This is a genomic window from Cytobacillus sp. ABV4_503 (assembly GCF_056158445.1).
The window spans coordinates 1496973-1509589 of sequence record NZ_JBSWTH010000001.1; the positions used below are offsets into that span (position 1 = coordinate 1496973).

Consider the following 12617-nt stretch of genomic DNA (forward strand, 5'->3'; position numbering starts at 1 on the left):
GGTTGTTTTTAAAAAGGCTTGATGTTATTGGATTTAAGTCATTTGCTGAGCGGATTACGGTTGATTTTGTTCCTGGCGTCACGGCAGTTGTAGGTCCAAATGGAAGCGGAAAAAGCAATATAACAGATGCCATACGCTGGGTATTGGGTGAACAATCAGCTAAGTCCCTTCGCGGCGCGAAAATGGAGGATGTCATATTTGCGGGCAGTGATTCCCGGAGAGCGCAGAATTTTGCTGAGGTGACACTGACCCTTGATAACGGCGATCAGGGTCTGCCGATCGAGTACAGCGAGGTCAGTGTTACAAGAAGGGTCTACCGATCTGGAGACAGTGAATACCTAATCAATAAGCAAACATGCAGATTAAAAGATATCGTAGATTTATTTATGGATTCAGGCCTTGGCAGGGAAGCTTTTTCAATAATAAGCCAGGGCAGGGTAGAGGAAATTCTAAACAGCAAAGCTGAAGAACGCCGGACGATATTCGAAGAAGCGGCTGGTGTGCTTAAATATAAGACAAGAAAGAAAAAAGCGGAAGGCAAACTTTCTGAAACCCAGGATAATTTAAACAGGGTGAATGATATTCTTCATGAACTGGAAAGCCAGGTAGAGCCTTTGAAAATTCAGGCTTCGATTGCGAAAGATTATCTGCAGCAGAAGGAAGAGCTTGAGAAAATAGAAGTTGCCCTTACAGTCTATGAGATAGAAGACCTGCATTCAAAATGGGAGCAGCTTTCACGTCAGCTTGAACGGCATACAGAAGATGAAATGAAGCTATCGGCAGTTATTCAGAACAAAGAAGCCAAAATGGAAGAGTTAAAGGATCATATTGCTGCAATCGATGAATCAGTAAATGATTTACAGGACGTACTCCTTCATGCCAGTGAAGAGCTTGAAAAACTGGAAGGCAGAAAAGAAGTCCTAAAAGAGCGAAAAAAAAATGCCAGCCAGAATAAAGACCAGCTTCATCGAAATATGGAAGAACTTTCTTCGAAGATAACTGAGTTAAAAGAGCAAGAAGAAAAGCAGTTGACTCTCAAAGGAAAAGTAAAGGCAGAAGCAGTTAAACTTCAGAAAGCATTAAAGGAAAAGCAGGATCAGCTCAAACTCTTCAGTGAAAATACGGAAGAGAAAATTGAATCGCTGAAAAGTGATTATATTGAAGTGCTGAATAGCCAGGCGGCTTCAAGAAACGAACTGCAGAATATTGAACAGCAGCTCAGCCAGCAGGGTCAGCGCAGTTCTAAGCTTGAGATGGATAACGAAAAGTATATTGCCGACCGCAAGAAAAACGAAGAGAAAAAGCAAAAGATACAATCAGAACTTGAAAGCCTGCAAAAAGAAATAGAGAGTCAGGTACATGTGTTCCGCAATGAAGACCGCAAGCTTGAATCATTAAAGAATAATTATCAAAAGCAGGAAAAAACATTGTATCAGGCTTATCAGTATTTGCAGCAGGCAAAATCCAGGCAGGAAATGCTTGAAGAAATGGAAGAAGACTTTTCGGGCTTTTTCCAAGGTGTAAAGGAAGTATTGAAAGCAAGGGGCAGCAAGCTGCAGGGAATTGAAGGAGCCGTAGCGGAATTAATTCAGGTGCCAAAAGAGTACGAAACGGCGATTGAAACGGCTCTTGGCGGTTCCATGCAGCATATCATCGTACAAAATGAGCAGGATGGGAGAAGTGCCATCCAATTCCTGAAAAAGAATTCATACGGAAGAGCAACTTTCCTGCCGTTAAGTGTAGTGAAGGGGAAAAGGCTTAATACCGGGCAACTGCAATCGGTTCAAGCCCATCCCGCCTTTATTGGTGAAGCTGCTTCGCTGATCCAGTTTGAAGGAAGGCATCAGTCCGCTATTGAAAACCTGCTTGGCAATGTTGTTATTGCCCGTGACCTTAAGGGAGCCAATGAACTGGCGAAGCTTCTTCAATACCGTGTGAGACTCGTTACTATTGATGGAGATGTGGTTAATCCCGGCGGGTCCATGACGGGAGGAGCCATGAAACAGAAAAGCACTTCTATTCTTTCACGCAAAGGTGAACTTGAAGAGCTGAAATCACGAATTGTGGACATGGAATCCAAAACAGCTAACCTCGAAAAACAAGTGAAACTGCAAAAAAGCGAAATTCAAAAACAGGAAACACGCATTGAACAGCTTAGAAAAACAGGTGAAGAGCTTCGTTTGATGGAACAGAGGGTAAAAGGAGAGCTTCTGGAAGTAGAGTTTGAGGAGAAAAGCATTAATGAGCGCTTATCTCTTTATGATATGGACAAAGCACAGTTTTCGGAAGATAGAGAAAGACTGCTGAACAGAAAGAGTGAGCTTGCAGATCTATTGGAGCAGCAGCAAAAACAAATAGCTGATCTTGATAATGAGATTAAAGCATTAACAGAAAGAAAAAACACCCAGCAGACTTCAAAGGAAACTGTTGTATCTGAAATAAATGAGCTGAAAATCGGCTTTGCTTCCAAAAATGAACAGCTGAATCATGCTGAGGACAAACTAGCCGCACTAATTTCTGAGCTTGCTGTTAACAGGGATAAGCTGAAGACAGTAAAAGAGGATTTAGAACTGCTATCATCCGAAATGACGAATAGCTCTTCAGGTGAGCAGCATCTGGAAGAGGCAGCACAGCAAAAATTAAAGGAAAAGAATGAAACGCTTGAATTAATTGCTTCAAGAAGGGATGAGCGCTTAAAGCTCCAAACATCCTTAGAGGAACTGGAACTTGAGGCAAAAGAATTAAAACGCCAGCATAAAGGCCTGGTAGAAGTTTTGAAAGATGAGGAAGTTAAGCAGAACCGGCTTGATGTTGAGCTGGAAAATAGGCTGAATCATTTAAGGGAAGAATATCTGCTGTCTTTTGAAGGTGCTAAAGAGGAATATCCGCTGGATATTGAGATTGATGAAGCGCGAAAAAAAGTAAAACTCATAAAGCTGGCAATCGAAGAGCTTGGGGCTGTGAACCTTGGGGCAATCGAAGAATATGACAGAGTATCTGAACGATATGAATTCCTGCTTGAACAAAAAACAGACCTTCAGGAAGCAAAAGATACGTTATTCCAGGTTATCGATGAAATGGATGTTGAAATGAAAAGGCGATTTGAAGAAACGTTCGAAGGGATCCGTTTTCATTTTGAGTCGGTTTTCCAATCTTTATTCGGCGGCGGCAGAGCCGATTTACGCTTGACCCAGCCTGATGATTTATTGAATACAGGTGTGGAAATTGTCGCACAGCCTCCAGGCAAGAAACTGCAGAACCTCGGATTATTATCGGGAGGAGAAAGGGCGCTTACTGCAATTGCATTGCTGTTTTCCATTTTGAAAGTACGTCCTGTTCCATTCTGTATCCTTGATGAAGTAGAGGCAGCCTTGGATGAAGCAAACGTGCAAAGGTTCAGCAAATACTTAAAGAGATACAGCGACGAAACCCAGTTCATCGTTATCACCCACAGAAAAGGAACAATGGAAGAAGCGGATGTCCTTTACGGTGTAACCATGCAGGAATCCGGTGTTTCCAAACTGGTATCTGTACGTCTGGAAGAAACCAGGGAACTAATTACTCAATAGCAGCTTTAATGCGGGACAGCTTATAACACTGTTCCGCACCTATACATATTGCTTTTAAAAGGAAGTGAAAACATGAGTTTCTTTAAAAAACTAAAAGATAAAATCACACAGCAGACAGATAGTGTTACTGAAAAATTTAAAGACGGATTAACCAAAACGCGCGATAATTTTTCAAATAAGGTAAATGACCTTGTTTCAAGGTATCGTAAAGTGGATGAGGAATTCTTTGAGGAACTGGAAGAAATCTTAATTGGGGCGGATGTTGGATTCGACACTGTCATGGAATTGGTTGAAGAGCTGAGAAGAGAAGTAAAGCGCAAGAATATTCAGGATCCTCGCGATGTGCAGGCTGTCATCTCAGAAAAGCTTGTAGAAATTTATGACAGCGCAGGTGAAACCTCCACAGAATTAAATATTCAGTCTGAGGGACTAACTGTTATCCTGTTTGTTGGTGTTAACGGAGTCGGAAAAACGACGACGATAGGAAAACTTGCCCATAAATTCAAAAATGAAGGGAAAAATGTCCTGCTTGCAGCAGGCGATACCTTCCGTGCGGGAGCGATTGAACAGCTTGAGGTGTGGGGCGAACGTGTCGGCGTTGATGTTATTAAGCAGGGAGCTGGCTCTGACCCTGCAGCTGTCATGTATGATGCCGTTCAATCTGCAAAGTCGCGCAAAGCTGATATATTAATCTGTGACACTGCGGGACGTCTGCAGAACAAAGTCAATCTGATGAAAGAATTGGAGAAAGTGAAGCGTGTAATTGAAAGGGAAGTACCTGGTGCCCCGCATGAGGTATTGCTTGTTCTGGACGCTACAACTGGACAAAATGCCATGATTCAGGCTAAGACCTTCAAGGAAGCCACTGATGTTTCTGGTATTGTTCTTACAAAGCTGGATGGAACTGCAAAGGGAGGCATCGTTCTTGCAATCAGAAATGAACTTGAAATCCCGGTGAAATTTGTAGGTTTAGGAGAAAAAATGGATGACCTGCAGGAATTCAATGCAGAACAATATGTCTATGGGCTCTTTGCCGACATAGTCGAAAAAGAAGTAGAAGAAGAGGAACAATAAGAATAGAAAAACAGCCGGAGAGCGAGTTCTCCGGCTGTTTTTCTATCGAAAATGATATATATTTCAATTTAATAAATAGTTTGAAATTTATATTTTTTAGTGTAAAATTACACTATACTGATAAATTTATTTCAAATGAGGTCCTGTAAACGAATTAAATAATTATCCACAGGAACTTTTTGTCAGTAAGCTGCGTCTATACTATGGAAGAAGTCATCAGGCTGTAATAAATTGTAGTTTTAAAGACTGCCTATAAAAAAACAAAAGGCTGATACTTACGATTTTTAATGGGGGAGATTGGGTTGTACAGAAAATTAAAAGTGATCATTATGGCTTTATTCTGCTTTGTGTTAATGATTTATCCATTCCAATCAGCAGAAGCTGCCAGCACAGACATCAAAGTTTCTCTAGATGAGGGCTTTGGAGGAAAAGTGAAAAGAGGAGAGGGGTTTCCTCTGCGGATTAAGATGGAAAATACAGGAGAGGCATTTAGCGGGGATTTGCTGATAAGTTACCATCCATCTTACAATACGAGCGGTGCGGTTACTGTAAAAGTAGAGCTTCCTGCCGGAACAGCTAAGGAATACCTGGTTTCCATCCCTGGCATGACAGAGGACCACCCTTCCATGTATCAGAACATTCCATTGCTGACTCTTTATGAAGGAGATTGGAAAGATAGAAAAAAGGTTAGTTTTAAAGGCGAAAATACATTAAAGCCGAAATTTATAGATATGGCAACTGAAGTAATTGGTGTTCTCAGTGAAAACTATGACCGTGTAAAAGAATTGAGGACACTTCCTTCAAAAACGATGATTGAACTCAATAAGGAAGATTTGCCGGATGAAGCGACAGGATTGGAAACACTCGATTATTTGCTGATTGATGAATACAAGATTTCCCAGCTTAGTGACAAACAGCAATCTGCTATAAGGGAATGGGTCTACAACGGTGGAGCATTGATTGCCGGAGGCGGACCTGATGCAAGTGGTGCCTATGGAGAGCTATATTCATTGCTGCCAATGAAATCTCAAAACGAATCCGCTGGTGCAGTGAAATTCCTGCAGGCGGCAAAGGGAGAGGAGCCGGATTTTAAAGAGCTCAACTTCTATACTGGTCCAGTTGATACGGGTACGGAAGTTATCGCGGAAAGCGGAGATCTTCCAGCAGCGGTGAAAAAGGAGTATGGAAGCGGGACGGTCCTGCAGACAGCTTTTTCACTTGGAGATGAGCCTTTATCTTCATGGCAGGGATACGACACATGGTTTGCCGACTTTATTAAACAGTCATCAGGTGCGGCCATTGGATCCAGCCCATATTCTCAGGATTACCTGGACCAGCTTTATTGGGAATTTGCAGAAGTGAATGAATTCTTCCCTGCATCCAATTTTTCTATAGGGCAGCTTATTGGGCTTTTTGCCGGTTATATTATTCTGATAGTGCCTGTTCTTTATTTTGTCTTAAGAAAGCTTGATAAGCGGGAGCATTCCTGGTGGATCATTCCTTCCATCGCCATATTAATGGGGACAGCTGTCTTTGGAATGGGAGCAAAAGACAGAATTTCTCAGCCTCAGCTGAACCAGATGGGGATCTATAAAGTGAATAACAATCTGCTTACCGGATATCAGGCTTCAACCCTGCTTTCAAATAAAAGCGGTGAATATATCCTCTCAATGCCCAAAGGTGAATTTAATGCAGTGGTTTATTCAAACAATTCCACTTCATCAGATCCCTTTAGAAGCGGAATTATGGCTGAAAAGGTAAAAAACAATGAGATTATTTTCCCTGAGGTAGAATATTGGTCATCCAAAACAATATACGGAAAGGCCAAGACCGAGATCAATGGGAAGTTTAAAGCGGACCTCACCCTTAAGGAAAAAAGATTAACTGGAACAATCAAAAACGAAAGTGAGTATGATTTTGAAGAATTATATATATGGTCAGGCAATGAAGCGATCAAATTAGGGCCAATCAAGAAAGATGAGACAATTAAAGTGGATAAAACCACAAAACAATCCCTGCTGAGCAGACCATATGGAGGAACTTTTAATGGCGCATACCCTGCCAATGGTCAAAATGATATAAATAGGTTAAGAAGAGAAAAGCTGGAATATGCATCCACTACATTTCTGCTTGGGGATGTTGCTCAGCCAGTCATTGCGGGAATCACAAAAGAATCAATTATTGATGTAGCCATGAGAGGGAAAAAGGAAAAGCAGAATAACACAAATATGATCCTTCAGCCATTTGAGGCCATAAATGAGTTCTCCGGAGCCTTTACACTGAAAGATGGAATGATGGCAGCTGATTGGAATGTGATTCAGGGCCAGATTTATGAAAAAGGCATGGGCAGCACGAATGCAGAAATGATGCTTGAAGACGGAGAATATGAATATATTCTCAGCCTCCCGAAGCAGCTGAAAGAGAAAACATATAGATTAGAAGAAATATCGGTAAGGATCAATAGCCAAAACGTACAGTATTCAATAAAAAACCAAAAGACAGGTGAGTGGCTGCCGATTGAATCGGATCAAAGGAGCGTAAAGCTGACAAGTAAAGATGACTTAACCCAGTTCGTTTCGAAAGAAGGCCGTTTTATTATGAAGCTGAATAAATCAGCTCAGGGTGATCCATTCGTTCAATTGCCTGCTATTACGATCAAAGGGGAGGTGGCGAAATGATCGAAATTATGGATTTATCAAAAAGATACGGAAAATTTACAGCACTTGATTCTTTAAATTTAAATATAGAAAAAGGCAGTGTATTTGGTTTTGTCGGACAGAATGGTGCAGGAAAATCCACAACCTTCTCCATTTTGGCAACCTTACTTGCTCCCACTTCGGGCTCTGCTTACGTAAACGGGTATGATGTTCAAAAGGATTCAAAGCTCGTGAGGAAGCAGATAGGCTATATGCCGGATTTCTTCGGGGTTTATGACCAGCTTAAGGCTGATGAATATCTGCACTTCTACGGTGCGAGTTACGGAATACCATTTGCAGAACGTGAGAAGCTGATACCGCAGCTTCTCGACCTTGTCAACTTGTCAAATAAAAGAGAATCATATGTAGACCTATTATCAAGAGGCATGAAGCAGCGCCTCTGCCTGGCCAGGTGCCTTATCCATGATCCTGAAGTGCTGATTCTGGATGAACCTGCATCAGGACTTGACCCAAGAGCTAGGGTTGAAATGAGGGAAATATTAAAAGAATTGAAAAGCATGGGCAAAACTATTTTAATCTCTTCACATATTCTGCCTGAACTTGCAGAAATGTGCGATACCATAGGTATTATTGACCAGGGAAAACTGGTGGCTCAGGGGTCTGTTGCTGATATTCAGTCACAGCTGAGGGGAGAAAGGCTGATCATAGTAAAAGTTCATGGAAGCTCGGAAAAGGCCGTCTCTTTCTTTGAGGATGATCCTAATATATTTAAAATGGCTTTACTGGAGGACGGAGCATCGTTTCAGTTTATTTATAAAGGGACAGCTGAAGAACAAACAGATCTGCTGAAAAGAGCCATTTTAAATAATTTAGCGATCACCAGCTTTGCTGAAGCAGAAACGGATCTGGAAGATGTCTTTATGGAAATTACAAAGGGAGTTGAGCTGACATGAAGAATTTAGTCGTAAATCCTGTTCTGAATAAAGAGTTTAAGCTCCGCTTCCGCAGCTTTAAAAGCTACCTTGGGGTACTCTTTTACCTCCTGGCATTAGGCCTGATCATTGTTGGATTTATCTTTATAGAATCATTGTCAAATAACATGCAGGGCTTTTTTAAACCTGATCAGAGCCGGACAATGTTTATGGTCCTATCAATATTGCAGCTTGGCTTGATTCTGTTTATTACTCCCGGTTTAACAGCAGGGGTTATCAGCAGTGAAAGAGAGAGGCAGACCTTAAATATCATGCTTACAACGACCCAAAGCTCTTCTAGCATTATTTTGAGCAAGCTGATTTCTTCCATTTCATATTTGATTTTGCTTATTGCGGCAAGTTTGCCTCTTTATAGCTTTGTGTTTTTATTTGGAGGTATTTCCCCAGGTCAGCTGCTTACGACAATGGGATTTTATTTATTTACCATCCTGGTTTATGGAAGTCTCGGGATATTATTTTCAACGCTCATTAGAAAAACAATTGTCTCGATGGTTACCACCTATGGGGTTACTTTATTCCTAGCTGGAGGAACGGCATTCCTGACTTTGATTTTTATGCAATTAACCAATGCATATGGCTATACAGGGACTCAGCCAACAAATCCTCTTGCATACTTCCCGGCTATGCTTAACCCGGTCATTATTCTAATGAGCACATTTGAGCCGGAAATGACCAATGAAATTGCCAGATCAACTGGCATTGAATTTCCTTTATGGATTTCATACTTAATATCGTACACTTTGATTTTCATTGGAGCAATTCTGCTGAGCATAAAAAAACTCCGTCCCAATATGAAAAAGGGCTAGTATTTATTCGGGCAAATCCCTGGAGACGGGATTGCCCGTAAATTTTAATAAGGGAATGATATCGGTGGAAAACCGCAATCAATATCTTAGACTTTTAAGACCGGTAAAAAGACAGCTCCTATTTCAGCTGTTCGTTAAGGAATTCCAGGTGTTCCTTTTATCAGCGGCTGTCTTAGCCTTTTTACTTATGATAGCAGCAAGATTTTTTGTTATCCCATTTCTGCAATACTATCTCCTGATGATTTTATTTCTGTCTGCTCTTTATGCAGCTTTTCGAATTTGGAAGAAGCGTCCTGGCATGATCCAGGCTGCATCATTGTATAACACATTTGTAGCGGAAGACAGGGTCATTACGGCCCATTCTTTCCTTCATGATGATGGCATTCTTGCAAGATTGCAGCTGGCAGATGCAGTAAAGCATATGAAAAAGGTGCACCATCATGTTTTAGGCAGGAAGAAGAATCTCCTTCTTCCCAAACCTTTTTTAATGTTTGTGGCTTTTCTTGGTCTTGCAGTCCTCTTATACATGGTTCCAGGTGAGAAAATGGAATTGGCTTTAAAACAGGAAAAAGAAATCAAGATTGTTGAAAAAGCAATAGAAGAACTAGAGAAAAAAGCTGATAAGGAAAAAAATCCTAAAGTGAAAAAAGCATTAGAGGAAGCAAAAGACAAGATTGCAGAAAAAAAGTCAGCTGATGAAGCTTTGAAGGAATTAGCGAAACAAACAAAAAGCTTGGAGTTAAAAGCAATGAAAGAAAAAGAAAGATCAATAGCCCTCCAAAACATGAAAAACAATCTTGATAAGAGCGGGTTAGAACAATTAAGCCGGAAGCTGAAAGAAAAAGATTTGGCTTCCTTCAGGGAAGAGTTGTCAAAGCTTGATAAGCAGAGGACGGAACTGGATGAAGATCAAAGAAAGGCTTTGAAGGAGATTACTGGCAGTGATTCGCAGTTGTCTGAAGAAGAGCTCTCAAGTCTCCTGGATCAGCTCGAAAAGGCATTGCAATCAGAAGAGCTTTTAAAACAGCTGGCTGCAGCACAAGAAGCCCTGCAGAGCTCAGGTGTTTCATTACAGCAGCAAATGGCTTCGAATGGAATGCCGCCTAACCAGCTCGCGTTTTCGCAGCCTGGCCAGACAGGCAGTTCAGGAAACGCTTCAAATACGTCTCAGCAGGGGCAGCAGAATAATTCAAATCAGCAAAATAATCCAAATCAAGCTGGCAATAGCACAAACAGTGGCAATGGCAGCGGAGCGGGTTCAGGCAGCGGCTCAGGCAATGGTTCGGGTTCTGGTACCGGATCTGGATCTGGTACCGGGGCAGGCTCAGGGAATGGGTCGGGCAGCGGTCTTGGAGGAGGTGCCGGGCTCGGACAGGGAGCCAGGGATCTGCTCACCATTCCATCTGGCATGGAAGGGAAGACGAATATTGAAAATGACAACGGCAGCCTTGGACAGGGGAGTACAGGACAGCAGTTTGAAGGGGAAGGTCCTGTCTTAAAAGGGAATATCAGACCGTACAGTGAAGTGTTTGGGAATTATGAAAAGGCATACAGGCAAAGTACGGACCGGTACAAGCTTCCGGCTGATTTAGAGGAAATCGTTAAAAGTTATTTTACTAGTATAGATCCTGACAAGGAGTGAATGCAATGTCGGTAATACAGGAAAAAGAACAGCAATTCGCACAAGCAACAGCTATTATTGCAAGAGTAAAAGATGAAATTCAATCATTTATAGTCGGCCAGGAAGAAGTGGTCGAACATGTACTATGGAGCATATTCTCAGGAGGGCATGTTTTGCTTGAAGGATTGCCAGGACTTGGTAAAACTATGCTGATTAAAACCATTGCTGAAGTACTTGATCTTAAATTTTCACGCATTCAATTCACCCCTGATATTATGCCATCCGATATAACTGGAACCATGCTGCTTCAGCCTGATGAAGCCGGCAGGCAAACATTCAGTTTTCATAAAGGGCCCATTTTCGCCAACATCATCCTGGCAGATGAAATTAACAGGGCAACACCAAAAACACAAAGTGCCCTGCTCGAGGCAATGGGAGAAAAAACGGTCACGATTATGGGCGAAACCAAAAAGATGGAAAAGCCATTTTTTGTACTTGCAACTCAAAACCCGATTGATATGGAAGGGACTTATCCCTTGCCGGAAGCACAAACGGACCGGTTTTTATGCAAGGTGAATGTAGTGTATCCGACGAAAGAAGAATTAAAAGAAATTGCCAGGAGGACTACGGGGACGCAAAAAATCCATTTAAATAAAGCTGCCGGATTGAAGGATGTCATTGCTCTTCAGGAGCTTTCGAGAGAAATTCTCCTATCAGATGAAATCCTGGATTATGCCGTTTGGATGGTCACTGCCACGCACCCGGATTCAGAGGGGGCACCAGAAACAGTGAAAAAGCACGTCCAATATGGGAGCGGTCCACGCGGCCTTCAGAGTCTGATAAGTATGGCAAAAGCAAGAGCCATGTGCTCCGGACGATTCCATGTATCAATAGGGGACATTAAAAACGTTGCCTATCCGGTTTTGCGGCATCGTCTTATTTTGAACTTTGAGGGAGAAGCAGCGGGTATTTCAGCGGATTCAATTATTGAAGCTTTGTTAAACGAAACTTCCTGGGGAGCTAAGAGCTGATGAACAGCCATCATGCTATTCTTGGAAGGCTTCAAAAACGAAAGATTGCTGCAAAGACAAGGAAAAGAGGATATCATTCAGGGTCCAGGAAATCCCATAAATTCGGATCTTCCATGGAATTCTCTGATTTCAGGGCCTATCAGCCCGGTGACGATATTCGGCAAATAGATTGGAATGTCTATGGCAGAACACAAAAACATTATATCAAGCGCTTCCTGGATGAGCAGGAGCTTTCTATTGCAGTTTACCTGGATGCAACGTCTTCAATGACAAAAATCCAGCAGAAATGGGAATATGCCAAAGCGCTGGCATCAGCTTTAAGCTTTATGGTGCTTTCAAGTGAAGACCGGCTTTTCTTTTCAGCTGTTTCTTCAGCAGGCGTACAGCCTATCAAAAGGAAAGGCTCTGTTTACAGCAGGCGAACGTTCATGGAAATCCAAAAAATTGAACCTGCAGCTCAGTCCACAAACTTTCTGGGCTGTCTGAAAGAAACTCTTTCTAAACATCAGCAGCTTGCTGTAATAATAGCGGATGGCTTTGAGCCCCTTCAGGATTGGGAAAGCCTTTTTAGGAAGCTCAGGGGGTTAAAACAGGAGTTCTGGCTATTTCAAGTGCAGGCAGATGAAGAGCTTACTCCTGCATATTCTGGAGATATAAAGTTGATTGATAGTGAAATAGGGACTGCTGTAAATGTCAGCATGAGCCCTTCCATATTAGCTGAATATGAAAAGCGCCTAAAAGAACATAATGAACAGCTTGAGATTTTATGCAAACGGTATGGCGGCCAGTATATCTTTGCTCCGGAAACAAGAGATCTTCAGTCCGTTCTTTTCAGGGATCTGTATGCGAAGGGGCTGGTCAGGTGAG

Annotated in this window: 8 protein-coding genes; all 8 read left to right on the plus strand. The window is 42.0% G+C overall.

The window, feature by feature from the left end; translation table 11 throughout:
• Positions 1-2: 2 nt before the first annotated feature.
• The 8 genes from smc to ACXAD1_RS07675 all read left to right on the plus strand — a co-directional run bounded on the left by smc (position 3) and on the right by ACXAD1_RS07675 (position 12616).
• Positions 3-3569 carry a chromosome segregation protein SMC gene (smc, locus tag ACXAD1_RS07640; protein ID WP_206836294.1) on the plus strand — a complete coding sequence of 1189 codons (3567 nt, stop codon included), beginning with the start codon at positions 3-5 and terminating at the stop codon, positions 3567-3569.
• 72 nt (positions 3570-3641) lie between these two features.
• Positions 3642-4643, plus strand: a complete 1002-nt coding sequence (gene ftsY, locus ACXAD1_RS07645; RefSeq protein ID WP_474909766.1) for a signal recognition particle-docking protein FtsY — start codon at positions 3642-3644, stop codon at positions 4641-4643.
• Between the two features lie 302 nt (positions 4644-4945).
• On the plus strand, positions 4946-7321 hold the full coding sequence (locus ACXAD1_RS07650; protein WP_474909767.1) for a hypothetical protein: 2376 nt from the start codon (positions 4946-4948) through the stop codon (positions 7319-7321).
• Positions 7318-8253, plus strand: a complete 936-nt coding sequence (locus ACXAD1_RS07655) for an ABC transporter ATP-binding protein (RefSeq protein ID WP_474909768.1) — start codon at positions 7318-7320, stop codon at positions 8251-8253. Before ACXAD1_RS07650 ends, ACXAD1_RS07655 begins: the two co-directional genes overlap by 4 nt.
• Complete coding sequence (locus tag ACXAD1_RS07660; RefSeq protein ID WP_206836305.1) at positions 8250-9098, plus strand: ABC transporter permease; 849 nt, start codon at positions 8250-8252, stop codon at positions 9096-9098. The genes ACXAD1_RS07655 and ACXAD1_RS07660 overlap by 4 nt, the downstream gene beginning before the upstream one ends.
• Before the next feature lie 55 nt (positions 9099-9153).
• Entirely contained in the window at positions 9154-10740 is a 1587-nt protein-coding gene (locus tag ACXAD1_RS07665; protein WP_474911290.1) for a hypothetical protein, read from the plus strand.
• Between the two features lie 5 nt (positions 10741-10745).
• Complete coding sequence (locus ACXAD1_RS07670; RefSeq protein WP_474909769.1) at positions 10746-11750, plus strand: AAA family ATPase; 1005 nt, start codon at positions 10746-10748, stop codon at positions 11748-11750.
• Complete coding sequence (locus ACXAD1_RS07675) at positions 11750-12616, plus strand: DUF58 domain-containing protein (protein ID WP_474909770.1); 867 nt, start codon at positions 11750-11752, stop codon at positions 12614-12616. Before ACXAD1_RS07670 ends, ACXAD1_RS07675 begins: the two co-directional genes overlap by 1 nt.
• The last annotated feature ends 1 nt before the right edge of the window (position 12617 follow it).

What these genes read in the sequence shown, in the direction of transcription:
- ftsY (WP_474909766.1), top strand. Translation starts at nt 3,642, where the DNA reads ATGAGTTTCTTTAAAAAACTAAAAGATAAAATCACACAGCAGACAGAT.
- ACXAD1_RS07655 (WP_474909768.1), top strand. Translation starts at nt 7,318, where the DNA reads ATGATCGAAATTATGGATTTATCAAAAAGATACGGAAAATTTACAGCA.
- ACXAD1_RS07660 (WP_206836305.1), top strand. Translation starts at nt 8,250, where the DNA reads ATGAAGAATTTAGTCGTAAATCCTGTTCTGAATAAAGAGTTTAAGCTC.
- ACXAD1_RS07665 (WP_474911290.1), top strand. Translation starts at nt 9,154, where the DNA reads ATGATATCGGTGGAAAACCGCAATCAATATCTTAGACTTTTAAGACCG.
- ACXAD1_RS07670 (WP_474909769.1), top strand. Translation starts at nt 10,746, where the DNA reads ATGTCGGTAATACAGGAAAAAGAACAGCAATTCGCACAAGCAACAGCT.
- ACXAD1_RS07675 (WP_474909770.1), top strand. Translation starts at nt 11,750, where the DNA reads ATGAACAGCCATCATGCTATTCTTGGAAGGCTTCAAAAACGAAAGATT.